The organism is Heyndrickxia sp. FSL W8-0496, from assembly GCF_038007825.1.
GTDB lineage: Bacteria > Bacillota > Bacilli > Bacillales > Bacillaceae_C > Heyndrickxia > Heyndrickxia oleronia.
The window spans coordinates 2,500,765-2,527,058 of sequence record NZ_JBBOXX010000001.1 but is presented as its reverse complement, the minus strand read 5'-3'; the positions used below and the strand labels follow the sequence as shown (position 1 = coordinate 2,527,058).

Annotated in this window: 25 protein-coding genes; 19 read left to right on the top strand and 6 right to left on the bottom strand. The window is 33.0% G+C overall.

Annotation, left to right across the window (positions count from 1 at the left end):
* Nucleotides 1-59 precede the first annotated feature (59 nt).
* The 6 genes from NST63_RS12710 (at nucleotide 60) to NST63_RS12685 (ending at nucleotide 2,444) form a co-directional block, all read left to right on the top strand.
* Nucleotides 60-677 (top strand): TlpA family protein disulfide reductase, encoded by a 618-nt coding sequence (locus tag NST63_RS12710; protein ID WP_341042355.1) that lies wholly within the window; start codon nucleotides 60-62, stop codon nucleotides 675-677.
* 222 nt (nucleotides 678-899) lie between these two features.
* Nucleotides 900-1,034, top strand: coding sequence for an FbpB family small basic protein (locus NST63_RS12705; protein ID WP_071975949.1), 135 nt, complete (start codon nucleotides 900-902; stop codon nucleotides 1,032-1,034).
* A gap of 65 nt (nucleotides 1,035-1,099) precedes the next feature.
* Entirely contained in the window at nucleotides 1,100-1,243 is a 144-nt protein-coding gene (locus tag NST63_RS12700) for an acid-soluble spore protein N (RefSeq protein ID WP_058003659.1), read from the top strand.
* A 104-nt stretch (nucleotides 1,244-1,347) separates the two neighbouring features.
* Nucleotides 1,348-1,581 (top strand): small acid-soluble spore protein Tlp, encoded by a 234-nt coding sequence (gene tlp, locus NST63_RS12695; protein WP_058003658.1) that lies wholly within the window; start codon nucleotides 1,348-1,350, stop codon nucleotides 1,579-1,581.
* A gap of 100 nt (nucleotides 1,582-1,681) precedes the next feature.
* On the top strand, nucleotides 1,682-2,098 hold the full coding sequence (locus NST63_RS12690; protein WP_212945606.1) for an acyl-CoA thioesterase: 417 nt from the start codon (nucleotides 1,682-1,684) through the stop codon (nucleotides 2,096-2,098).
* Between the two features lie 28 nt (nucleotides 2,099-2,126).
* Nucleotides 2,127-2,444, top strand: coding sequence for a hypothetical protein (locus NST63_RS12685; RefSeq protein WP_212945605.1), 318 nt, complete (start codon nucleotides 2,127-2,129; stop codon nucleotides 2,442-2,444).
* Nucleotides 2,445-2,569: 125 nt separating this feature from the next.
* Here NST63_RS12685 and NST63_RS12680 read toward each other — a convergent pair whose 3' ends face one another.
* The 3 genes from NST63_RS12680 to plsY form a co-directional block, all read right to left on the bottom strand.
* Entirely contained in the window at nucleotides 2,570-2,860 is a 291-nt protein-coding gene (locus tag NST63_RS12680) for a HesB/YadR/YfhF family protein (protein ID WP_212945604.1), read from the bottom strand.
* Nucleotides 2,861-2,947: 87 nt separating this feature from the next.
* Nucleotides 2,948-4,093 (bottom strand): CapA family protein, encoded by a 1,146-nt coding sequence (locus NST63_RS12675; RefSeq protein ID WP_212945603.1) that lies wholly within the window; start codon nucleotides 4,091-4,093, stop codon nucleotides 2,948-2,950.
* 109 nt (nucleotides 4,094-4,202) lie between these two features.
* Complete coding sequence (gene plsY, locus NST63_RS12670; RefSeq protein WP_212945602.1) at nucleotides 4,203-4,802, bottom strand: glycerol-3-phosphate 1-O-acyltransferase PlsY; 600 nt, start codon at nucleotides 4,800-4,802, stop codon at nucleotides 4,203-4,205.
* A 141-nt stretch (nucleotides 4,803-4,943) separates the two neighbouring features.
* Here plsY and NST63_RS12665 point away from each other — a divergent pair, with 141 nt between their 5' ends.
* From NST63_RS12665 to parC, 5 genes are all read left to right on the top strand, one after another.
* A complete protein-coding gene (locus NST63_RS12665) occupies nucleotides 4,944-6,656 on the top strand; it encodes a glycosyl hydrolase family 18 protein (RefSeq protein WP_341042348.1) in 1,713 nt (570 codons plus the stop codon).
* 84 nt (nucleotides 6,657-6,740) lie between these two features.
* Nucleotides 6,741-8,024: a purine/pyrimidine permease gene (locus NST63_RS12660; protein WP_212945600.1), complete on the top strand. Its 1,284-nt coding sequence runs from the start codon at nucleotides 6,741-6,743 to the stop codon at nucleotides 8,022-8,024.
* A gap of 73 nt (nucleotides 8,025-8,097) precedes the next feature.
* Nucleotides 8,098-8,511: a CoA-binding protein gene (locus NST63_RS12655; protein ID WP_212945599.1), complete on the top strand. Its 414-nt coding sequence runs from the start codon at nucleotides 8,098-8,100 to the stop codon at nucleotides 8,509-8,511.
* A 427-nt stretch (nucleotides 8,512-8,938) separates the two neighbouring features.
* Nucleotides 8,939-10,915 carry a DNA topoisomerase IV subunit B gene (gene parE, locus NST63_RS12650; RefSeq protein WP_212945598.1) on the top strand — a complete coding sequence of 659 codons (1,977 nt, stop codon included), beginning with the start codon at nucleotides 8,939-8,941 and terminating at the stop codon, nucleotides 10,913-10,915.
* Nucleotides 10,915-13,365 (top strand): DNA topoisomerase IV subunit A, encoded by a 2,451-nt coding sequence (parC, locus tag NST63_RS12645; RefSeq protein ID WP_341042344.1) that lies wholly within the window; start codon nucleotides 10,915-10,917, stop codon nucleotides 13,363-13,365. The genes parE and parC overlap by 1 nt, the downstream gene beginning before the upstream one ends.
* Before the next feature lie 70 nt (nucleotides 13,366-13,435).
* Here parC and NST63_RS12640 read toward each other — a convergent pair whose 3' ends face one another.
* A complete protein-coding gene (locus NST63_RS12640; protein WP_341044194.1) occupies nucleotides 13,436-14,392 on the bottom strand; it encodes an MraY family glycosyltransferase in 957 nt (318 codons plus the stop codon).
* 273 nt (nucleotides 14,393-14,665) lie between these two features.
* Here NST63_RS12640 and NST63_RS12635 point away from each other — a divergent pair, with 273 nt between their 5' ends.
* From NST63_RS12635 to bla, 8 genes are all read left to right on the top strand, one after another.
* Nucleotides 14,666-15,424, top strand: a complete 759-nt coding sequence (locus NST63_RS12635) for a hypothetical protein (RefSeq protein ID WP_341042342.1) — start codon at nucleotides 14,666-14,668, stop codon at nucleotides 15,422-15,424.
* 57 nt (nucleotides 15,425-15,481) lie between these two features.
* Entirely contained in the window at nucleotides 15,482-15,952 is a 471-nt protein-coding gene (locus NST63_RS12630; RefSeq protein WP_212945595.1) for a staygreen family protein, read from the top strand.
* A gap of 92 nt (nucleotides 15,953-16,044) precedes the next feature.
* Nucleotides 16,045-16,506, top strand: a complete 462-nt coding sequence (locus NST63_RS12625) for a PH domain-containing protein (RefSeq protein ID WP_212945594.1) — start codon at nucleotides 16,045-16,047, stop codon at nucleotides 16,504-16,506.
* A 416-nt stretch (nucleotides 16,507-16,922) separates the two neighbouring features.
* Nucleotides 16,923-19,040, top strand: a complete 2,118-nt coding sequence (locus tag NST63_RS12620) for a peptidoglycan D,D-transpeptidase FtsI family protein (RefSeq protein ID WP_212945760.1) — start codon at nucleotides 16,923-16,925, stop codon at nucleotides 19,038-19,040.
* 85 nt (nucleotides 19,041-19,125) lie between these two features.
* Entirely contained in the window at nucleotides 19,126-21,156 is a 2,031-nt protein-coding gene (gene pbp4 / locus NST63_RS12615; RefSeq protein WP_341042339.1) for a penicillin-binding protein PBP4(5), read from the top strand.
* A gap of 171 nt (nucleotides 21,157-21,327) precedes the next feature.
* Nucleotides 21,328-21,717 (top strand): BlaI/MecI/CopY family transcriptional regulator, encoded by a 390-nt coding sequence (locus tag NST63_RS12610; RefSeq protein ID WP_212945592.1) that lies wholly within the window; start codon nucleotides 21,328-21,330, stop codon nucleotides 21,715-21,717.
* Entirely contained in the window at nucleotides 21,717-23,513 is a 1,797-nt protein-coding gene (locus tag NST63_RS12605; RefSeq protein ID WP_341042336.1) for a BlaR1 family beta-lactam sensor/signal transducer, read from the top strand. The genes NST63_RS12610 and NST63_RS12605 overlap by 1 nt, the downstream gene beginning before the upstream one ends.
* A 157-nt stretch (nucleotides 23,514-23,670) precedes the next feature.
* On the top strand, nucleotides 23,671-24,573 hold the full coding sequence (bla, locus tag NST63_RS12600; RefSeq protein ID WP_436580339.1) for a class A beta-lactamase: 903 nt from the start codon (nucleotides 23,671-23,673) through the stop codon (nucleotides 24,571-24,573).
* Between the two features lie 534 nt (nucleotides 24,574-25,107).
* On the opposite strand, the gene NST63_RS12595 is transcribed toward bla, so the two are convergent.
* On the bottom strand, nucleotides 25,108-25,479 hold the full coding sequence (locus tag NST63_RS12595; protein ID WP_212945590.1) for an rRNA methyltransferase: 372 nt from the start codon (nucleotides 25,477-25,479) through the stop codon (nucleotides 25,108-25,110).
* A 9-nt stretch (nucleotides 25,480-25,488) separates the two neighbouring features.
* Nucleotides 25,489-26,277, bottom strand: coding sequence for an LAGLIDADG family homing endonuclease (locus NST63_RS12590; RefSeq protein ID WP_341042332.1), 789 nt, complete (start codon nucleotides 26,275-26,277; stop codon nucleotides 25,489-25,491).
* Nucleotides 26,278-26,294: the final 17 nt, after the last annotated feature.

The window sequence follows — 26,294 nt, the reverse complement described above, 5'->3', positions numbered from 1 at the left end:
TTTAAAAAGTACATATACTTAAATAGAGTAAATAAATGATCATTCCATAGGAGGAAAAAATGTTTAAAAGAATCCTTCCATTTATGATAATCATGCTGTTAGTTTGTACGATGCTAGTACAAGCACTTGAACATAAAAAAGATAAACAAGTTAAAGCATCTACAGAAACGTCTTCATCAAAAGCCAGTGATGAGGATTTAAATGAGTTATATAATTCTATTATGTCATCTCAAATTGAGGAACCAGAAGAAGAGGAAGAAGAGGTTGCAGAAGGACTAGAAATCGGATCTAAAGCACCTGATTTTGAACTAACCACTCTAACAGGTAAAAAAATGCGACTAGCTGATTTTAAGGGGAAACGCGTAATACTCAATTTCTTTGCCACTTGGTGTTACCCATGTAAAATAGAAATGCCTGTACTCGAGAAATTCTATCAAGAGAATCACGATAATATTGAAATACTAGCGATTAATATTGATACAAAATCTAATGTAGAAGGCTATGTAAAAAAATTAAATTTATCATTTCCGATTCTTTTAGATGAGAAAGATGTAGTCGATACACAATACCAAGTATTAGCGATCCCAAGTACTTATATTGTGGATGAGAAGGGAATTATAATTAATAAACATTACGGAGCATTAAATGATCAGCAATTAGAAAAATTATTCAAATAACTACAGACACTTCTTCTTTTGAAGTGTTTATTTTTTTGAAATACTATTATTATAACAATTTTGTGACAGTTCTAAGATAAAGTTGTTAGAAAATTTTAATTTATGTTAAAATAAATATGTAGAAATAACTAGGTTATTTCAAAAGTATTGGAAAAATAATTATAAATTTTTAATTTTATGACCATACTATTAAAAAATATACAACTTAAGGAGATTATATAGATGAGAAAAACAAATAAGAAATCATTTTCAGATTTAGTGTTGGAAAATAAACAAGCTTTATTAAGAGATCAAGAAGCTATTGAAAGAATTGAAACAAAGCTTGAACAAAAGCATTCAATTAAATTGGCGGAATAAACCTATATTTACTACTCATATCCCCTTTATTTTAGGTGAAACTTAAAATCAAAGGGGGTTTTTTTATGAGTAATCCAAAAAAGAAAAGCAAATACTACGGGCCTACACATTTAGGTACACAGCCTCGTTCTTTTGGTGGGAACAAAGGAAAACAAATGCAAGATAAATCAGGAGAGCACGCCCAGGTAATTCAGACTAAAGGGGAATAACATGTAAGTGCTAAAAAAAACCACGCTTGAATAGATAGTAAAAACAACATACTATCATTGTCCACAAAAATTGTGGTCACTCTTACTGTAAGGAGGACTTTAATATGGCATGGAATAAACCTAAACCAGATGATCGCAGTGATAATGTAGAAAAATTACAAAATATGATTGATAACACACTTGAGAATATTGAAAAAGCGGAAGAAACGGCTAGTCTCTCAAGTAATGAAGAACGTGCCAAAATAGAAGCGAAAAATGAACGCCGCCGTGAAAGTATCGAGAGTATGCGCAGTGAAGTAAAAGATGAGGCACATGCTCAAAATAATCAATATCAATAATGATTAACAGCCGGTTTGATGCCGGCTGTTATTTTTGTTATTCACAACAATCAGTGCTAAAATAAATAATATTATTAATGAAAGGTGCTACTACATAAGAATGATTATTTCAGAAACAGATATTCAAGTTCGTTATGCAGAGACAGACCAAATGGGTGTTGTCTATCATGCAAATTATTTAGTATGGTTAGAACTCGGTAGAACGAAGCTTATAGAGAATTTAGGTTTTAAATATGCTGATATGGAAAATGAAGGAGTTTTATCTCCTGTAGTTGATATTGAAATTTCTTATAAAAAGCCTGTTCGATATGGGGAAGTTGCTAAAGTTAAAACTTGGATTGAAGAGTATGATGGTATACGTGTTGTTTATGGGTATGAGGTATTAACGGAAGGTGGAGAACTCTCTGTTATAGCCAAATCAAAGCATGTATGTGTAAAGAAAGAAACATTCCGTCCTATTTCAATTCGAAAACGATTCCCTGATTGGCATGAAGCATATGAAAAGGCAAAAAAATAAACTTTTTAATTATTAGAGGGGGAGACCTGTGGCTTTCGGAATATCAAAAAGTCAATTAAAAAAATGGAAAAATAAAATTGATTCAGGAGAAATTGCGATTATTACTCATTTCTGGATTGATGAGCGTTTCCCCAATTGTAACTCAGTTACGAAGGTAGGTTGTCGTAATATCGAAAAATTAGTCAACTGGGGTACTATATACGGTTTAAAAGAAGAATGGATTCATCACCGTAGGGATGGATATTCTCATTTTGATTTGTTAGGAGATAAACAGGCGGAAGTATTATTAAAAGAGGGACATATAGAAGAATTAAACAAGTTCTGTCACAAAAGAATACGAGAGTGAACGAAATGAAGCTCACTCTCGTATTCTTTATTTTAGCTATCAAAGACATTTAACACTACGTATATCCCTTTTTCTATTGCCTATCTTATACGAATAATAATGAGTAAACACTTTTAAAAGGCACCTTATTTTTTATACAAATAAATTGGTTCATCTAGTTCTTGATCATAATCAACATGTAAATTATGATTATCAAAATACCAAAGATCCTTTTCTTCTATATAAAAAAGTATTCCATTTTGTTCTTTTTTTACAGCTATATCACTTGGTGCTTCCTTTGACATCCCTAATGAAAATCCTTCTTGAACCGGTGAAGATCCACCATACTTTACGAAAAACCGAATATGATCACCATTTTCTAGAAACATTTCTTCCTTGAACCATTTTGTTGCTTCATCTGATATGTAAATTTCCATGCGGTTAGCTCCTCTCCAAAAAGAGTATTCATCATCTTCATTATAAGCTCTTTCTTATATATTCTACTACTAAATTGATTCGCTATTCTAATTAGACATCATATAATGAATTATTTCGTCGTAGGTATGATTAATTAATCCTTTTTCATAGGCTTCTTGGAGAGGATAAACACGGTATTGTCTTAAGTTTTGATTGGCAACATATGTCGGATGAAATTGAATATCCTCAATTTTTATCTGCTTTTCATTTTTTAAAATATTTTTAGATACTTTAAATTCAATCATTCCTCCAATATCCTTATAATCCCACATTTGCCCCGATAGAAAATTCCCTAATGAATAGATGACATATGCATCTCTGCCATCTTTAGTATGTAACGTTTCAACCGGCTGAAGGACGTGTGGATGGTGTCCTAGAATAATGTCTGCACCTCCATCTGTAAATAATTTAGCCAACATCTTTTGCTCTTCATTTGGCTGCCTATTATATTCTATACCCCAATGTAAGTTTAAAATAACTAAATCTGCCACTTGACGAGCTCTCTGTAATTCGGATAGTATCGTATCTTTATTAATGAGATTAACTAAATAATCTTTTCCGTCAGGGACAGGAATTCCATTCGTCCCGTATGTATAAGCAAGAACTGCAATTTTAATCCCGTTTACTGATTGAACTCTTAGCTTCTGGTGATCATTTACATCTTTAAATGTCCCTACATAGGGTAGCTTCTTATTTTCATAGTAAGAAATTGAACTTAAAATTCCTTTTTCACCTTTATCTAGAGCATGATTATTTGCAGTGGATACAAGATCAACACCTGCATCCATAATCGCGTCAACAATTTCATATGGACTATTAAAAGCAGGGTAGCTACTAATTCCTAATTTCTCTCCACCAGGAATAGATTCCTGATTGGCAATTAATAAATCTGGTTTCTGAAGCATTGCTTTAACTGGTTGAAACATCGGCTTAAAATCATAGCCACTTTGAGTTCTAGCATCATCATATACCCAATCATGGATTAAAATATCTCCAATTGCTCCAATCACAGCACTTGTATGGAAATCTTTCGGAGTAATACTTACTGTACGTGCAGAATGAGTTAAGGAGCTATGTGCTTGCTTAAAAAAGGATTGCTTCCATTGATAGTATTGTATAAAGCATAAAATGAAAATGGAAAGAAGCAAAATCAATATGATCATGCTTAAGTATAAGTTCCGTCGTTTTATCATGTTATAACCAGCCTTTTAATTCAGAATCCATTTTATTTTACAATAAATCATACAAATGTAGTGAAAGAATTTAAGAAAACAAAAAAATAACCCTAAATAGGGTCATTGGTTAAATCCATTTTACTTTTGGCTCTGTTTTATTTTTAATTCTAGATATATTTGTTCGGTGGCGATAAATGACAAAACCTGCTAATGCAAAAACAATCACGACCAATGGCCAATCCTTCGTAATAAAAAAATCTACAACGGAATAAATTATTGCAAAAATACCGGCTATAATGGATGAAAGAGATACATATTTACAGATTTTCAAACTTATTAGAAACACGATAACAAGTAATATAAATAATAGAGGAACATATGCAAGCAATACCCCTCCAGATGTTGCTACAGCCTTACCTCCACGGAAACCTGCAAAAATAGGAAACATATGTCCAATTACAGCAAATAATCCAATGAGTAGTGGGTGAAGTGAATCATCCACACCGAAAAATAGTGGCAATAAAGTGGCTAATGTTCCTTTTAATATATCCGCAGCTGTAACAGCAATTCCTGCTTTTACTCCTAAAGTTCGAAAAGAGTTGGTTCCGCCTAAATTCCCACTCCCATGTTGTCTAATATCAATTCCATAGAAAAGCTTGCCCACAATTAAACCAGATGGAATCGATCCTAATAAATAAGCTAAAATGATAATAAGTGCATACGTCATAACATTACCCCTTTAAATATGAAACTATAAGGCTTTCTTATTGTACCATGTACTTTAAGGAAAGAAAAATTTTATTAAAAATAGATTTTTCTCTTTTCTTGATTGTAGTACTCATGTAGGATGAAGAAGGGAGGAAATTAAATGGCAACATTAGAATTTAGAACCAAAAAGAAAAGAAAAAATAAGTTATTCTACGGGATATTAGTGCTGCTTCTTTTGGCGGCTGCTTGTCTATTATTCTATTTTTATCCTTTTGCATCTTCTGAAAAAGTACAGTATATAAGTAATAAAAATTCTATTTTACTTAACGGAAAAATACAAGGTACAGCTGTACAAGATGGAAACCAACTATATGTCCCAATAAAAATCGTTCAAAAGAATATTGATCAGTCTCTTTTTATTGAGAACAACGCTGTTATTCTAACAACCAATCAAAAGGTTATTCACATGCCTTTGAACAAAGAAGGTTATACAGCCAATCAAGTATCCAAAAAAACCGATTTTCCAATTGTTAAGTCTATAAATAACGATATTTATATCGATTTAAAGACATTAACTAAGATCTATCCTATTCATTTCCATATCACTAAGGAAAATAAAGTCATATGGATTGAAAAAAATAATGAGGCATATGAAAAAGGAAAGATTACTGTAAAGGATACACGAAAAGCCTTTTTAAGATTACGAACAAAACCGGATTTGCATTCTTCTTATGTAGAAGAGATCAAAAAAGGAGAAAACATTCGGATTGAAAAAGCAATCGGAGAATATTATTTCGTACGAACTCTTGAGGGTATTGGTGGGTATATTAAAAAAGAATATGTTACTAAAAACGAAAAGGTACAAATCTCAACTGTCACTAAGGATGAATCAATAACAAGTTTAAAATACAATGCGCCGATTCATTTAACATGGGAGGCCGTTTATACAAAAACTCCAAATCCAGATCAATTACCTAAAATGCCAGGCGTAAATATTGTCTCTCCAACATGGTTTAAATTGAAAAATAATCAAGGTGACGTGACAAATCTTGCTTCTGATTCGTATATGAAATGGGCAAGAAAAAATGGATTTCAAGTTTGGGCTTTATTCTCTAATTCATTCGATCCGACATTGACAAAGGAAGCCTTAACACATTATGAAACAAGAACAAAGATCATTAATCAATTACTAACTTATGTAAAAACCTATAAATTAGATGGATTAAACATCGATATAGAAAATGTTTCACCAGAGGACGGTCCACTAGTTACTCAATTTGTCAGGGAGCTTTCCGTCTATTTACACAATGAAGGCAAATACGTATCTATGGATATAACCTTTATCGCCAAAGGAAGCTGGTCTGAATTCTATGAGCGAGACAAGCTTGCTACTGTTGTCGATTATTTAATCGTAATGGCTTATGATGAGCATTGGGCAAGTTCCCCAACAGCAGGGAGTGTAGCAAGTCTTCCATGGGTGAAAAACAATTTGGAACAATTGCTAAAAGAAGTTCCAAATGAAAAATTAATACTAGGATTACCTTTCTTTACTCGTTTATGGTCGGAAGAAATGAAGGATGGGCAAATGTCTGTATCTTCCAAAGCGTTGTCAATGGATCAGGCAAATGCTTGGATGAAGGAAAGAAATTTAAAAGCCCAAGAAGACCCAGAAACAGGGCAAAATTATATCGAATATAAAGACGCAAAAACAAATATTGTCTATAAGATGTGGTTAGAAGATTCTCTTTCATTGAAAAAAAGGGCACAATTGGCTGCGCAATATGACTTAGCTGGTGTTGCCTCATGGGCACGTTATTTTGCAGATGATTCTGCATGGCTAGCGCTTCAAAGCTCATTATCTGCTTTTAAATAATATCTAAACAGTATCGGAGGATGGAGGTAGATGGTTTAATACCTCCTCCTCCTAACTAACAATATACAGTAAGGAGTTATTTATTTGAAAACAACAGTATCCGCCATCCAATGGATGGCTTTTATGATTGCGGGTTCTATTGCTGCACCTATAGCAATAGCAGACATTTACCATTTAAGTCCTGTTGAGACTTCTGCGTTTGTAGAACGTACGATTTTTGTATTAGGAATTGCCGGATTGCTCCAAGGCATCATTGGTCACCGCTTACCGATTAATGAAGGACCTGCAGGTTTATGGTGGGGAGTATTTACTATTTATGCTGGATTTGTAGGTACATTATATACCTCAAATATCGAAACTCTTAGAGAATTATCCGGCGGAATGCTGTTGAGTGGGGTATTTTTCTTTATTTTTTCAGCATTTGGTTTAATACAAAAACTGGCAAAGTTATTTACACCATCAATTACTTTTATTTATTTATTTTTACTTATTCTCCAATTAAGTGGTTCCTTTATAAAAGGGATGTTTGGTTTAACAAGTGGGGTACATCAAATTCAAATAACGACTGCCATATTATGTACGATTATTATTCTATTAACATTTTATTTAGGACAAGTTCGCATTCAATGGATCAAACAATTTTCTATTATGATAGGAATGATCGTAGGCTGGCTTTTATTTATAATCTTTGGAATTGCACCCGAAGTCCCTAAAAGTCATTCATGGATATCCTTCCCTGAAATCTTTTCCTTTGGCATTCCAAAGTTAGACTCAGGTATTATCGTCACCTCGTTCTTTATTACCATCTTACTCATTACTAATATGATTGCCTCTGTTCGAGTAATGGAAGAGGTAATAAATAAGAAGGAAACTAAAAAAAATACACGTTATAAGCAGGCGGGATTTATTTCAGGAATTAATCAGCTAGCTGGTGGTTTATTTTCTAGCATTGGACCTGTTCCTATTTCAGGAGCAGCAGGTTTTGTTAGTCAAACTGGCATAAAGTCCATCCGACCATTTATCCTTGGTAGTTTAATTGTAACCATTATTTCTTTGCTTCCACCTATTATGAACGTTATGAGTGCATTACCCGCACCAGTTGGTTATGCAGTCACCTTTGTAATTTTCACAAAAATGGTTGGCTTAGCACTTTCAGAAATCGATAAAACGACTGATCGCCAAATCACTTATTTTTCTGCTGGAATTGGCTTTTTAATTGGGGTTGGTGTCATGTTTCTTCCAGCTGAAGCGACAACTGGATTACCAGTCGTTGTTGCATCAATTATTAATAATGGGCTGATTTTAGGAACCTTATTTGCAGTGATCACTGAGCAATATTTACTTTGGAAAAAAAAGAGAGCAAAATGATATTCGTTTGCAGTTCTGCAAGTAATGCAGTACGATAAAGAATATAAGTTAGTAATTAATGGGGTGAACATTAATGACGATTGATAATCCAAGTAGAGAAGAAATTGGTATCATTTTAAAGAAAGCCAAGCGAGTCGCAGTCGTTGGATTGAGCAATAATCCAGAGCGAACTTCCTATATGATATCAGAAGCGATGCAAAAAGCAGGATATGAAATCATTCCTGTAAACCCTTCGGTTGATGAGGTTTTAGGTGTAAAAGCTGTCTCTTCCTTGAAGGATATTGATGGCCATGTAGATATTGTCAATATTTTTAGACGTTCTGAATTTTTGCCTGAGCTTGCTCAGCAATTTGTTGAAATAGATGCCGATGTATTCTGGTCCCAACTTGGTGTTGAGAATGAAGAGGCTTATCAATTTCTTAAAGATAAAGGAAAAACAGTCATAATGAACCGCTGTATTAAAGTAGAGCATGCATTAACCAAATAGTCTCATACTTGAAGCAAGCGTTGGTATTAGCGCTTGCTTTTTTATCTGTATCTTTTTCTTTACACTCTAATCATGTAAAAAAAATATACTTTGTTTTAACTTATATTGTCTTTTAAAAGACTGTTTTCGTTTAGTTTGTTGCTTTTGAAAGATGAATTGGTTTTTAGCCGATAGTTATTAGATAAAACCTTACATACAAGGTTAGAGAAAACAGCCAAATTAACAGATTAGTACTTAAACATTTAATGCTATTTGAAAAAAACCAAATTATAGTTAAAATAGTGAATAGACGTTTGTACGGAAGATGTTATAATTAATAGCGAACAGATGTTTGTTTTTTAAGCGGTGGACAGTTGAGTATAAATATATTCATTGTCTATATAAGGAGTTTGAGAAAGAGAGCAGTGTGTTTGAAAGGGGAATCTTTGTGGTAAAGAAGCAAAACTTAATTGAATACAACGATGACGCAATACAAGTATTAGAAGGTCTAGAAGCAGTAAGAAAACGTCCAGGTATGTACATAGGATCTACGGATGCTAGAGGCCTTCATCATTTAGTATATGAAATCGTTGATAACTCCGTGGATGAGGCATTAGCAGGTAACGGAGATCATATTATCGTTAAAATACATAAAGACAATAGTATAAGTGTTGAGGATAAAGGCCGAGGTATGCCAACAGGAATGCATAAATTAGGCAAGCCAACCACCGAAGTCATTTTTACGGTACTACATGCAGGGGGAAAATTTGGGCAAGGTGGTTATAAAACATCTGGAGGTTTACATGGTGTAGGTGCTTCAGTTGTTAACGCATTATCCGAGTGGCTAATAGTCACAATTAAGCGAGATGGTGCTGTATATCAACAAAAATTTATTAATGGTGGCAAGCCAGAAACCACTTTGGAGAAAATCGGAAAATCAAATCAAACTGGAACTCTCATTCATTTTAAACCAGATCCATCCATATTCAGCACAACCACTTATAATTACGATACCTTGTGCGAACGCTTACGTGAATCTGCCTTTTTATTAAAAGGATTAAAAATCGAAATCATTGATGAAAGATACGACCAAAAGGATGTATTTTTTTACGAAAATGGAATTGAAGCATTTGTCGAATATTTAAACGAAGGAAAAGATGTTCTACACCCAGTTGTTTTTATTGAAGGAGATTCAAGTGGAATCGAAGTTGAATATGCCTTCCAATTTAATGATGGTTTTTCTGAGAACATTCTTTCATTTGTTAATAATGTTCGAACAAAAGACGGCGGAACTCATGAAATCGGAGCAAAAACAGCAATGACACGAGTCATTAATGAATATGCTCGAAAAGTGAACTTATTGAAAGAAAAGGATAAAAACCTGGAAGGTACAGATATTCGTGAAGGGTTATCTGCTATCGTTTCTGTGCGAATTCCAGAAGAACTTCTTCAATTTGAAGGTCAAACTAAAGGTAAATTAGGAACAAGTGAAGCTAGATCTGCTGTAGATTCTGTTGTTTCGGAACATCTAGCCTATTTCTTAGAAGAGAATCCAGAATCAAGTAATCTCTTGATTAAAAAATCGATAAAAGCAGCTCAAGCAAGAGAAGCAGCACGAAAGGCTCGTGAAGAAGCACGAAGTGGAAAAAAGCGAAAAAAATCAGAAAGCTTGTTATCTGGTAAATTAACTCCTGCACAATCTCGCAATCCTGATAAAAACGAACTTTATTTAGTTGAGGGAGATTCCGCTGGTGGTTCTGCGAAGCAAGGACGCGACAGAAGATTTCAGGCTGTTCTTCCTTTACGAGGAAAAGTTATTAACACTGAAAAAGCAAAACTCCAAGATATTTTTAAAAATGAAGAAATTAATACAATCATTCATACAATCGGTGCCGGAGTGGGTCCAGATTTCAATGTAGATGATGCCAATTATGATAAGATCATTATTATGACCGATGCAGATACAGATGGAGCACATATTCAAGTATTATTACTTACATTCTTTTATCGCTATATGAAGCCTCTTATTGAAGCGGGAAAGGTTTATATTGCTCTCCCACCTTTATATAAAGTAAGTAAGGGTTCAGGAAAAAAAGAAATCATCGAATATGCATGGACCGAGGATGAATTAAATAGTGTAACTAAGAAGGTAGGAAAAGGCTATATGCTCCAACGCTATAAAGGACTTGGAGAGATGAACGCTGATCAACTATGGGATACAACAATGAATCCAGATTCAAGAACCTTAATACGTGTTCGAATTGATGATGCAGCAAGAGCCGAACGTAGAGTCACTACCTTGATGGGAGATAAGGTCGAACCAAGACGTAAATGGATTGAAAACAATGTAGCTTTTGGTCTTGAAGAGGACCAAAACATATTAGATAACGAAAATATATCAGTTGATGGAGGGGAAGAAGACTGATGTCAACAATAGAAAAATTTCAAGACCTACCCCTAGAAGAAGTTTTAGGTGATCGATTTGGTAGGTACAGTAAATATATTATTCAAGATCGTGCCCTTCCAGATGCTCGTGATGGATTAAAGCCTGTTCAACGACGAATCTTATATGCGATGCATGTAGAAGGAAACACAGCAGAAAAAGGATTTCGCAAATCCGCCAAAACGGTTGGGAATGTAATCGGTAATTACCACCCTCATGGAGATTCTTCTGTTTATGAGGCTATGGTACGTATGAGTCAAGATTGGAAGGTTAGAAATGTACTAATTGAAATGCACGGAAATAACGGTAGTATTGATGGAGATCCTGCTGCTGCTATGCGTTATACAGAAGCAAGATTATCAGCGATAGCATCTGAACTTTTACAAGACATTGATAAAAACACCGTGGATTTTATTCCAAACTTTGACGATACTTCAAAGGAACCAACCGTTCTCCCCGCAAGATTTCCTAATCTGCTAGTGAACGGGTCAACAGGGATTTCTGCCGGTTATGCAACAGACATCCCTCCTCATCATCTTGGTGAGGTAATTGATGGGACCATTAAAAGAATTGAAAATCCTGATTGTACAGTGGATGAATTAATGTCAATCATTAAAGGTCCTGATTTCCCTACTGGAGGGATTATTCAAGGGATTGAAGGAATTAAAAAAGCCTATGAAACAGGTAAAGGAAAAATGGTGGTTCGTGGAAAGACTGAAATCGAAGAAATTCGCGGAGGGCGTCAACAGATTGTAATAACTGAAATTCCATATGAAGTAAACAAGGCAAATATGGTAAAAAAAATTGATGAGCTTCGGTTAGATAGAAAAGTAGAAGGAATTTCAGAAATACGCGATGAAACCGATCGTACAGGCCTTCGAATTGTCATCGAATTAAAAAAAGAGGCGAACGCAGATGGTGTCTTAAACTTCTTGTTTAAAAATACCGATTTACAAATTTCCTACAATTTTAACATGGTGGCAATTCATAATCGTAGACCAAAGCTAATGGGATTAAAAGATCTATTAGATGCATATATAGAGCACCAAAAAGAAGTTGTTACAAATCGTACAACTTTCGATTTACATAAGGCACGTGAACGTCAGCATATTGTTGAAGGATTAATGAAAGCATTATCCATTCTTGACGAAGTGATTGCGACCATCCGAGCTTCGAAGGATAAACGAAATGCGAAGGATAACTTAATACAAAAATATCAATTCACAGAGGCACAGTCGGAAGCGATCGTTTCTTTACAACTATATCGATTAACAAATACGGATATTACCGCTCTTCAACAAGAGGCTGAAGAACTAAATAAAAAAATTGCAGAATACACGTCTATATTGGAAAGTGAAAAGAAACTTCTAGGAGTCATAAAAAAAGAATTAAAAGAGATTAAAAAGAAATATGTCAATGATCGCAGAACGGTTATCGAGGATGAAATCGAAGAGATTAAAATAAATCTAGAAGTAATGATTCCTAATGAAGAAGTTATGGTTACGGTAACTAAGGATGGATATGTAAAAAGAACGAGTATGCGTTCATTCGCTGCTTCAAATGGAATGGATTTAGCTATTAAAGAAACAGATCGAGTCTTATTCCAAGAGGAGATAAACACAACGAGCGTTGTCCTATTGTTTACGAATAAAGGCAATTACTTATATTGTCCTGTTCACGAGCTCCCTGATATTAGATGGAAAGACCTTGGACAACATATAGCTAATATTATTCCAATTGACCGGGATGAGCATATAATCAAGGTAATGGAAGTAAAAGATTTTCAGGAACCAAGCTACTTGTTATTTATTACGAAAAATGGCATGACGAAAAAATCAGAAATCAATCAATATAATGCCCAACGTTATTCTAAACCACTAGTTGCTATTAATTTAAAAGGCGATGATGAGGTCATCGATGTACACTTAACTGATGGTACATTTGATCTCTTTATTGCCACTCATTTAGGCTATGGGCTATGGTTTAATGAGGAAGAAGTAAATATTGTTGGTGCGCGAGCTGCAGGGGTAAAAGGAATTAACTTAAAAGAAAATGATTATGTTGTATCTGGAAAAATCTTGAGTAATGATTCAAATGAATCCATTTTCATAGCCACGCAACGTGGTGCAATTAAAAAAATGAAATTAAGTGAATTTGAAAAAACCTCACGTGCTAAACGTGGCGTGGTTATGCTACGTGAACTAAAAAACAACCCTCATCGAATCATTGGTTTAGACGTAGTTAAAGAAGAAGATACTATGTTTTTGCAGACAGAAAAAGAAGTAATTGAATCCGTTCAAATTCAAAATTTACGTTATAATGATCGGTATTCGAATGGATCATTCATAATTGATGAAACTGTAAATGGAAGTATAACTGAGATTTGGAAGGAACTTTCATCCAATAGTGAAGAGGATTTAAATAAGAAATAAAATATAGAAAAAAGAAGAAGCCGTATATCGAGCTTCTTCTTTTTTCTTGGTTGAAAATATTACATTACAGTTAAAATGAATCAATCAGTAATACGATGATTGCCAATAAACTAAAACATGTACTTAGTAAAAAGATAAATGCTGTAGATTGTTTTGGATTTAGTCCCTTTGAAATTAATCGATAATGTATTTGACTTCGATCAGCTATGTAAATTGGTTTACCTTGTAAAAACCTTTTAATAATCACATACAAATTATCGAAGATTGGTACACTTAGAACTAATATCGGTATTAAAATAGAAAGAAGAGTGGCTTGTTTAAATGCGCCATTTAAAGAAATGATTGCTAACATATAACCTAAAAAAGTAGCACCTGCATCACCCATATATATTTTCGCAGGCGGCTTATTATACTTTAAATAGCCTAAAGTTGTACCTAATAAAATGATGGATAAGATAGCAGACTCCTGTTGTCCTTTAAATAAGGCTACAATAAATAGCGTGATAGCTGAAATTGTCGTAATGCCTCCTGTAAGTCCGTCTAAACCATCCATAAAATTGATAACAGTAGTCACACCAAAAATCCACAGGACTGTTAAGGCAAATTGTAAAAAGGCAGGAAGAATAATGTATTCCCCACTTATTGGATTTGCAAAACCTGTAAAAACAATTCCCGAATAGTAAATTAAGACAGCAGCTAATAATTGTACTGCGGCTTTTGGCCATGCAGGAAATTCTTTTCCCTTTGTTTTAAACCAATCATCTACTAATCCAATGCCTATTATTAAAAGAGAGCCCATAAAGATTGGGATTGAGTGATCCCTTATTTGATCGTTAAATATCCAAAAGGTAATAAAAAATCCTAAAAAAATCGAAATACTTGCTAATTGTGGTACAGGTATTTTATGAATTTTTCGTTTTGAAGGCTTGTCTACAAAATCAATTTTAAATGCTAATTTTCTAATTGGAGGTATTGTAATTAGTACAATAACTAGTGATATAGTAAATGCTAAAAAATACAAAAATATCTCCCCTTTTTATTTCCACTAAATATAGACTAACATACTTTTCTGAATACTTATTTCATTTTATGACATTTTACAACAAAAATCTATTCTAACAATCAGATCAAGTTGATATTAAGGGAGATCTTCCATCAATTACACAATATCTATACTTTTATATAAATGGTATCTACTCATGAACAATTAGAAACAACTTGTCGAGATGTTGGATTAATTTACATATTCAAATACATACTGGAAATACTAGATTCAAAAGCAGGAAAGGGGTTAGTATACATGAAAAAAGAATATGTTTTTGGCCTTTTAGCCTTTTTCTTTATGTCTTTAAGTACAGTAGCTATAACCTATGCTGTCGAGTCGGAAACGGTTAAGGAAAAGGTGATTCATGAATATAATATGGATGTTACAGGTGATAAAAAAAATGACCATATTGTACTAAAAGGGATTCAAATTGATCCTAGCAGCGCATACATGAAAAAAGTATGGGCAGAAATTACAACATCAGCAAATACGAAGTACAGAATTGACTATGCTCCAGGATATGAACCTAAAATTGAATTTGCCGATCTAAATCATGATGGTGTCGTTGACCTATTTCAATCTAGTGCAACAGGTGGGAGTGGCGGGCTTAATAATTATCATCTTTCTACGCTTAAAGATGGAACAGCCTCCATCCTCCCTTTACCACAATCATTGAATATTCAAGGACATTTTGAAAATAATTTTAAAGCTTCTATTCAAATACCTGAAACTCAGTTTACAAAAACAGTAGATTTGAGCAATCGAAAAAAAGATTATATTCGTTTAGGATTGTATCAAAAGAATGGGGAATTAAATGAACCAACTGAATTAATGATTGATCCGGTAGCAATGTATAAAATCATTAACTTAAATGGGACAAAAGAGGTTGGATTAAAAGCCTATCGACAAATTAGTGGGGCCTATCATGCAGATGTATTAGGAACGGTCACTTCGATTTGGAATTTTGAAAACGGCTCTTGGAAACTTAAGAGTGCAAAATGGAAACAACATTAACCCTTTATAGGCAAGTATCATACTATATAATGAGCATAGATAAAGAGGGGATGCTATATGATTGATCGATTTGACAATTTGTCGGTAAATATACTTCCATTAGCAACAAAATTAACCCCATTACAAGGTAGAAGATATACTCTATCACATTCAGAAGCTACAGGTGAGTGGTTAGTTTCTATTGGATTAAAGGGTAGTAAGCAGATAACCTCCTTTAATTTGCAGAATGTTATTCAGGCAGAATGGACAACAAAAATGGGTGAATACGTTCTTCTAGGAAAAATTAATATTGATTCTGAAGCAAATGATAAAAAATTGGCGCAAATTCGTTATATGATTTATCAAAAAGAACTTCCATTTCTCATAAAGATGATAATCAATAGCGACAGACCCTTTTTTAACTATTACCCATTATTATTAGATGCACCCATTCATATAGAATTTCAATCTACTTCTTCACAACTTTATCAAACGCTATTCATGGGTACACCAAGAAAATATTTAATAGAAGAATCGGTTAATACATAGGGAAAGCACCTATGTATTTTTTTTTTGAAACTTATCCCATTATTACTCGTATATAATATAGAAATATTTGTACGACGGGGGAGTTTAAGGAAATGCGTTATTATTCTAAAAAGGGGCCAATCTTGTCATTAATTGTGTGGGCACTGGTTATTACACTTATTGGTACAATGATCTTTTTATTGTTCCATGGGCTAAATGATTCTGATACATTATTTGAGTTTATTGTTATTGCTATAGCTTGTGTCTTAATTATTTGGCTATGGATGAATACTTATTACGAAATTACAAATAAAGGGCTATTAAAAGTCGTAACCGGCCCATTTCATTATACAAGTATTGAAATAAAAGGGATAAAATCAATTACTAAAACAAGAAATTTTATTTCAAGTCCAGCATTGTCTATGGATCGAATTGAAATTCAGTATAATAAATGGCATAGTATCATCATTTCTCCAAAAGACAAAAATCAATTCATAAATCAATTGATGGAACTAAATCCAGATATAAATGTAGATGATGCTTATGACAAACAAGAAAAGATTAATATCATGTAAATGAAGGTAATAAAAAAATTATAATAACAAAAATATATCCAGCTTTTCTTAAATGGAAAGGCTGGATTAGTTTACGAGCAAAATATTATCTAAAAATTAGAAATTCCATACCCCCAAATGGATTTAAAAAAAATTTATCTTTGAATAAATAATCATTTTTCTTTAAGTAATTTTCTATTCATGATATAGTAAATACTACAAATGTAAAAGTTTTGGTTGATTATAATTTGATATCGTTTATATTAGAAAAGATAGAAGTTCAACTATGCTTTTTTAGGTATTTTTTATCATCAAATACTACATTTGTAGTATTTGATTGGAATGTAAATTCATTCATTATAATTACGGATGGCTAAGAAAATCAAAAGGAAAATGGAGGGTGTAAATTGAAGAAAAAGACATTCGTCTCCTTTCGTATGAATATTTTATTTTTTATTGTATTTTTGTTATTCTCACTGCTTATTTTTAAACTTGGCATTGTGCAGATTATTTACGGAGACGATTATAGGCGAGAAATCGATAGGAAAGAAAATGTAACGATAAATACATCTATGCCACGCGGAAATATAATGGATCGCAATGGGATGCTAATTGTCGGGAATAAGCCTTCAAATGCCATAACATATACGAGACCACAAAATATTAAAGCTGAAGAGGTTTTAAAAATTGCTGAGAAACTTGCAACTATTATTCATAAGGATTCTAAAGAGGATTTAAAGACAATACCCGAGATTGATAAAAAAGATTATTGGATTTTAAAATACCCAGTCGAAGCAGAAGCAAAAATTACTGATACAGATCGAGAAAAACTAAAAAATGATAAAGATTACGATACAAAAATGTATCATTTAACTCTTGATCGTATTACTAGTAAGGAAATTAATTCATTTTCTAAGAAAGAACTAGAGATATTAGCTATTTATCGAGAAATGATTACCGGCTACCCGTTATCACCACAAATCATTAAAAAAAATGTTTCTCCAAAAGAATTTGCGATGGTAAGTGAAAATCTAGATTCCCTTCCTGGTGTAGATACAACAATAGATTGGGATCGGTATAATCTTTATAAAGATAAAGAAGGGAAGGAAATATTAGCTTCTGTAATAGGTAAAGTATCTTCATCTAAAGAGGGATTGCCAAAAGATTCAGTTGATTATTATTTAGCAAGAGGATATAGCAGAAATGATCGTGTCGGAAAAAGCTATATTGAGTATCAATACGAGGAAGTATTACAAGGTCAAAAGGAAAAAGTAAAAAATGTAACAGATAAAAATGGAAAAGTGGTAGAATCACATGTCATCAGAGAGGGAAAAAGAGGCGATGATTTAGTCCTTTCTATTGATATTGATTTACAGCGTAAAGTTGAAACTATTATTAAAGAAAAATTAAGCAAAGCAAGACTAGGTCAGCCCTATTTAGATCGTGCATTTGTCACAGTGATGAATCCATATACTGGAGAAATTTTATCTATGGCAGGAAAACAGTTTGAACAAAATAGTACATCAGGCAAAACGAATGTGAATGATTTTGCTTTAGGTAATCTTACAACATCCTATGAGATGGGGTCTGTAGTCAAAGGAGCTACTGTATTAACTGGCTATCAATCAGGTGCTATCACTCCAGGAGAAATACTAAATGATAGACCAGTAAAATTTTTGGGCACGAAAGTAAAGAAATCATGGAATACAACGGGATTTGGACCGATCAATGATCTCTATGCACTAAAACGATCTTCAAATGTATATATGTTTTTAACGGCAATGAAATTGGGAGGACAGCAAACATATATTCCAAATGGACGATTAAACATTGATAAAGTAGCTGCTATTGAAACATTTAGAAAAAATTTCTCACAGTTTGGGTTAGGCGTAAAAACGGGGATAGATTTACCTGGAGAACAAATAGGATATGGGAGTGGTCAGATCCCACCTGAAGCGGGGAAAGTATTAGACTATGCGATTGGTCAGTATGATACATATACACCCCTACAAATTGTACAATATATCTCAACCATTGCTAATGGTGGCTATCGGATACAGCCGCATATTGCTAAAGAAGTTCGTGAACCTAGTAATCAAGCAAATGAGCTTGGACCTATTATACAGGATATTCAACCTAAAGTGCTTAATAAAATCGAAATGAAGAGTGAATGGCTTAAACGTGTTCAAGAGGGATTTAAACAAGTTGTAAATGATCCGCTTGGAACGGGATATGGAATAAAAAATAAGCAATATAAAATTGCAGGAAAAACAGGTACTGCCCAGGCATTATATAATGGTCCTATATCACATAGTCCTGGTCTAATGCTCTGGAATATTACATTTGGTGGATATGCGCCGTATGATCATCCAGAAATTGCTGTTTCTGTAGTTGTACCATGGCTCACTACAGACCAATCACATGTAAACTTAGAAATTGCTAATGAAGTGTTTGAAGCATACTTTGAATTAAAGGAAAAGCGGGCAAAAGAGAAGCTTACAATATCAACTCCCAAAATAAATAGTACAATATCAGAAAAAAATAAGGATGAGTAAAATGATAAAAACACTATAAATCTATAAGGCTTGTTCGTATAAAATACTACATTTGTAGTTTTTTAAAAAGAAATGAGGGGAAAGAATGAATAGTAGAGTAAAAAGGAAAAAGAAACGATTCAAGCCCTATTTAGTATTATTAATAATCACGATTATAGGGATTAGCGGTTTTAGTTTATTCATAGTAATAAATAGAACGAATACTAGCCAATCACAAAAAGTAGTAGATCATTTTATTCATATAATAGAGGAAAAACAGTATGCTAAATTAGGAGATGTGCTAAATTCAGAATCATATAGTTCATTAGGCTATACTTTAGAAGATGTGATTAATAAATATGATCGTATATTTAATGGAATCAATATTCAAAACATCCATGCTTCTAACATTACGGTAAAAAAATTAAGTAATGATGAACAAGAATTATCCTACCGGTTAAGCTTTACTACTCCTTTTGGGAAATTAAATAATATCAATTATCATACGAAGCTATTAAAAACAGACAATCAATATTTGGTAAAATGGGAGCCATCATTAATTTTCCCAGAGATGGAAGGAAAGGATAAGGTAGCATATCATGAATGGAAAGCGGAACGTGGAGAAATTAAAGACCATCTTGGTAATGGTTTAGCAGTAAATAAAGAATTTAAAGAGGCAGGGATTGTACCTAAAGATTTATCTCAAGGGAAAGAAAAAGAAAAGAAACTTCAAAACATTAGTCAGCAATTAGACATACCAATAAAAGAGATTCATCAAAAATTAAATCAAATCTGGGTAAAAGATGATTTATTTGTTCCACTTAAAATTATTGATTCGAACCAAGCGGCAATTATATCTGGGATTTCCTATCAAAATACACAACTTCGTTATTATCCATTAAAGGAAGCTGCAGCACATTTAATTGGCTATATAGGAAAAGTAACAAAAGAAGATCTTGAGAAAAATTCCAGTTTAAAAGAAGGGGATGTGACAGGCAAAACAGGCTTAGAAAGATCACTTGATAAGGAGCTACGGGGTAAAGATGGAGGAGAAATCGTTATTGTTGATGAGAATGGGAAAGAGAAGCAAATCATTCAAAAGATCGAAAAGAGAGACGGGAAAAATATTCAATTAACCATTGATGCTTATATCCAAATGGAGGCATACAATCATTTGAAAGAAAAACCTGGATCCACCGTTGTCATGAATCCAAAGGAAGGCGGTCTTTATGCAGTAGTTAGTTCCCCTTCATATGATCCGAATAAGTTAGTTCAAGGCATTTCAAAGCAAGATTATGATAAATATGCTAATGATGAAAACAAGCCATTTCTTTCAAGATTTGCTTTAGGCTACGCACCCGGATCTACATTTAAAGCTATAACCTCTAGTATTGGACTTGATGCTAAAGTGACATACCCTGAGAAGCTCAGAAAAATAAATGGTTTAAGTTGGAGAAAAGATGAAACATGGGGAGGGTATTCAGTCACTCGTGTTTCAAATGTTCAAAATGTAGATATGCGAAAAGCGCTAATTTATTCTGATAATATTTATTTTGCCCAAGAGGCATTGGAAATGGGAGAAAAAACATTTAGAAATGGCCTGAATCATTTTATCTTTGGGGAGGAACTTGACCTACCTATAGCAATGAACCCAGCACAAATTTCTAATCAGCCGACTTTTAAATCAGATATTTTATTAGCGGATACTGCATATGGACAAGGAGAATTATTAATATCACCTATCCAACAAGTAGCCATGTATTCAATCTTTCAAAATGAAGGCAAAATTGTATATCCAAGATTAGTATTAAATAAAGGAGATTTCAAAACAAAAACGGCAATTTCTGCTTCGACAGCAGAGGAAATGAAAAAATCACTAGAAGAGGTAGTAAGTGATCCAAAAGGAACAGCCCATATACTATTTAACCCACAATTTCAGTTAGCTGCAAAAACCGGTACAGCAGAATTAAAAATGAAGCAAGGAGAAAAGGGCGAAGAAAATAGTTTCTTACTTGCCTTTGATACAGGTCATGATAGCTTTCTCTTGCTATCATTAGTAGAACATTATACTGCAGGCAATTCTGCAACTCAGTTAAACAAATCTTTTATTAATGAATTATATGGTTATTTTCATTAAGAATCTTTAATTAAAATTGTTGATATTTAGTAAAGTTATGACTAATGACTAGCTGTTAACAATCGAAACTCTATTTCCATTTACAAAAGATTACAATACCTATTCAAGCTTTATGCATTTGACGGAACCTGCTATAATAACTACTACAGATGTAAAAGTAGGAGGGTCATGATGAAGGAATTACCACAAATTTCAGAAGCTGAATATGAAGTGATGAAAGTAATTTGGAAGTATGAGCCAATTTCTACTCCTGAGATAGTGGAGAAGGTTTCGGAAAAAATTGATTGGAAACCGAATACGATTCAAACCATGCTTGTTCGTTTAGTAAAGAAAAAAGCATTACAAACAAGAAAAAAAGGAAGATCATTTATCTACACCTCTCTTGTTCAAGAGAATGAGTATATTGAACAAAAAAGCAAATTATTTTTAAAACAGTTTTTCGGTGGCACAATAAACTCTATGGTATTGAATTTTATCGAAAATGATCAGCTGTCAGAGGAAGATATTACTGAATTAAAAACGATATTATCTGAGAGACAAAAGAAGGATGGGGAAAAATGATGGGCACCAGTATACTCAGATTTTTACTTAGTGTTCTAGTAGTGTCCCTTCTTATTTTAATCATCCTTTTAATAAAAAAGGTATTAAAAAAACACATGTCTCAACAAGTACATTATAAAATTTGGTATTTTCTTTTTATTCCACTGATAACTTTCATTTTTCCATGGAATTTTTTACAGGTTGGAGAAAAACTCGAGTATATTAAGAGTTTATTATCCTTTAACACCAATACAACACCAAAGCATAAACAGTTAAGTGCCGTACAGCCTTCAGAGACAGTGAATAATAATTTAATACATGATTTCACCTTATCTGTAAACAAAAAGACTCCAGATTTCTTCAATCATACATTTATTGTTTGTTGGGTCATTGGAATGATCTTTTTCCTAGGAGTAGCACTATATGCAAACTATCAAATTAGTAAAATGAAAAAAGTAGCTACTACGATACATGATCAAAAAACCAATGAATTATTAGAGGCATGCAAAAAAGTTGTAGGAGTAAAAAGAAATATAATTGTCCAAGAATCTTCACTTATTACTTCTCCTATTACACTTGGAATTTTGCAGCCATATATATTTCTGCCCCATAAAACATTAGAAGAATTCTCGTTAAAAAAATTAAAATATGTTTTTTTACATGAATTAAGTCATCATAAAAGAAAAGATGTATTTATAAATTATGTCATGTGGGCGTTTCAAATTATTTATTGGTTTAACCCATTAGTATGGATTGCCTTAAAAAGGATGCGAATCGATCGTGAGTTAGCCTGTGATGCTTCTGTCTTAAATCTCTTGGATGAAAGTGGATATATCGAATATGGATACACTATTATAGAGTATGCAGATAAAAAACATAACTATGCCTTTGGGCAGTTTTCCTCTGGAATTGGTGGAACAAAACAACAAATTAAACAAAGAATCCAAAACATCGCCAACTATACAGGTGATTCTAAATTAATGAAATGGAAAGACAAGTTAATCTATATTTGTTTGGGGATTATAGTAGTTTTGCCATCATCATTCATCTCAGCTACAGCTAGTTCGGATGATGTATATCATTTTAATGAAAAAAATGCTATATACGAAAATCTAAGTTCTTATTTTGATAACTACCAAGGTAGTTTTGTTCTATTTGACTCCGCTAACAAGCAATATCGTATTTATAATCGGGAAATGAGTAAACAGAGAGTTTCACCTGATAGTACCTATAAAATCTATTCAGCATTATTCGCTTTGGAATCGAATGTCATTTCTCCAAGGAGAAATAAACAAATTTGGGATGGTACTGTTTATCCTATTAAAGAATGGAATACAAATCAAAATTTATCAACTGCATTACAAAATTCAGTTAATTGGTATTTTCAACATCTCGATCAAAAAGTTGGAAAAAAGCAATTACAATCTAATTTCCACAAAATAAATTATGGTAATGAAGACCTTTCAGGAGGTTTAGATAATTATTGGATCGAATCTTCATTAAAAATATCGCCAATCGAACAAGTGCAATTACTATATGCTCTTGGAGAAAATAGGCTTGGCTTTAAAGAGGAGAATATTCACGCAGTAAAAAAAGCACTATTCATTGATAAGAAAAATCAAGGACAACTATATGGAAAAACTGGTACCGGAAAAGTAAACGGGAAGAATATAAACGGATGGTTTATTGGCTTTGTAAAGAAAAACAATCATTCTTATTATTTTGCCATTAATATTCAAAATAAGAATGGTCATGCCACAGGTAAGAAGGCTGCAGAAATTGCAAGACGAATTTTGAAAGATCAACATATTTTCTAAAATTAACTCCCAAAGAGAATATTTCTTTTTGGGGTGTTTTTCACACGAAATACTACAATTGTAATACTTTAAAATTCAACCTTAAATCATTAAATCTTTACTGAACGGAGGTGAACATAAAACACTAGGAAATTACTAAAATATAGGAGGATTAATCATGTTAAAAAGTTTCAAGATGTTAAAGTTAGGAATATGTGCAGGTTTAATAGGAATAAGTCTATTATCAAGTGAAGCAGTACAAGTAGATGCAAAGGAGCAACAGAATAAGACTGTTGATCATTCGACTAATCGAAAGTTTGCCCAACTCGAGAAAAAGTTCGATGCACGGTTAGGTGTCTACGCTATAGATACAGGTACTAACAAGACAATAACATATCGACCTGATGAACGTTTTGCTTACGCCTCCACCTATAAGGCTTTAGCAGTAGGTGCTGTGCTTCAGCAATATTCGATGGGTCAACTAGACGAAGTAATTAACTATAGCAAGGACGATCTTGTTTCCTATTCACCTATCACAGAGCAACATATTGATACAGGAATGTCATTAAAAGAAATCTGCGAGGCTGCTATTCGCTACAGTGATAACACTGCTGGGAATCTTTTATTCGAGAAGTTGGGTGGGCCAAGTGGATTTGAAGAATCATTGCGACAAATTGGTGATCATATTACCATGGCCAATCGTTTCGAAACCGAACTGAACGAAGCCATCCCTGGTGACTTACGTGATACAAGTACGCCAAGAGCACTTGCCACTAGCCTTAAGGCTTTTACATTAAGCGACTTGCTCCCAAGTAATAAGCGTGCTATGCTCACAGATTGGATGAAAGGAAACACTACCGGAGATAAGTTGATTCGAGCAGGAGCTCCAAAAGACTGGGAGGTAGGAGATAAATCTGGTGCAGGTAGCTACGGTACCCGTAATGACATCGCCATTGTATGGCCACCAAATAGGGAACCAATTATCATTGCCGTCCTCTCTAGTAGAGATACAAAAGATGCTACCTATAATGATGAACTTATTGCACGTGCTGCAAAAGTCGTGTTTAAAGCTCTTAAATAGTAACTAGCACACCAGAAATAACTTAAAACAACCGATTTCCACTAATAATTAAAGTGGAAATCGGTTGTTTTTATCTAGTTTATTAGAAACATGGGGGAGATGGAAATTGAAATTTATAAATATCTCCAATTTATTTTCCAAATTATTTGATTTATAGCATATAAAAAGCCTTATAGATGAATTTTTTTAATAAATTATAATTTCCATTTATACCCACATGGAAGAACTAATGAAAATAGAACATAAATTATAAGAAGTAAAAATTTAAATTGATGTAAATTTACACTATAAATTTTAAATGAGTTTATTTTTTGGTCAAACCGTGTTATTTGATAAAAAATCTATTGAGATATAAATAAATGTTAAAGATAATTAACTTTGTTACAAATACATGATAAAAATACATATTAAAAAATTTGTTTCTGTCTCAAAACACAAAGTATTCTTTTGATATGAGACATCATATAGTTTTAAAATTCAACTTCCTATAATATATATTATGGTCGGGGCGTTCTTTTAAATAGCAGGGCTAACCTACTCTATCCGATGTTTATAGCTGCTATTTTTAATTTTACTTATCTCTATAAAGTTAACACTATATTCAATCACATCATTTATAAACAATTGATGTTGTTTAGAAAAATCTTTAACTTTTGCTAATAAATCTTTATCATAGGTGGTTTTATACTGAACACGATCTTTTGGTCTTAAATCTTTATTAAAATGAATGATTCCTTGTGATAATACTGTTTTTAAACCATTTTCAAGTAAATAATTAATATGTGTGTCATATTCAATAGACATTGCTTGTAATTCATCTAATATAGCCTTGCTAATATTTGTTCTGAATTTAACTCTTGAATTATCTGTAACTTGTACTAATCGGCCATTAATATTTTTCCACATAATATCACCTCATAACGAATGTTTTAAATGTATACACATATATTCTTTTTTATATTTAACAAAATTGTCCCTTGAATTTTCGTAAATTATAGTTGCAAGTTTCGGTAAATCTTCTTTGCCTTTTACCCAAACACGATATATTTTATTATTTGTGTCACTTAATGTAATGGTAAGGTCAGTACGAAGTTGCCAAGAATCAAATACAAATAATAATCCCTTTGCAAATGATAAGCTTCCTGTTGTAATATTCATTACGTAACCCGTTGGTTGTACCCATCCATCTCCATCTATAACCCCTCGGATAAATGATGGTAGGAACTGTGTTGGAATTTTTGGAAATGGCAGAGTTAATGACTTATTTGCTGTTATTCCTAAGTTTTCTAGATCCTTTTTAATTTCTTTAGAATAAATGTTTAATATAGATGTTTTTCTTGTATTAGCAGGAGCTAATGGTTTATTCTCTGCTTCCATAAGGTTTGCTATCAAATAAAGAATTCTCTCATCTTTTTGGGAAAAAGATATAGTGTGAGTTCTTCTATGTATATGTCCATCTGTCACAAACAGTCCTAATACCCATGCCATTTCATGTGTCCACACTTTAAAGAAATCTTCATTTACTTTGTGTTTACGAGGCTGACCGGACGATTGTTCACGATTCATTTCAATTCCATGTTTATACATTACATTGCGAATTGCGCGATCTGATAGACCGATAATACTTTGCAGCTCTTTGAATGGCATTCCGCTTTTATACAACTTAATAATTTTATCATCTGTCATACCTGGTTTTCTAAACATTTTTATACCTCCTTTCT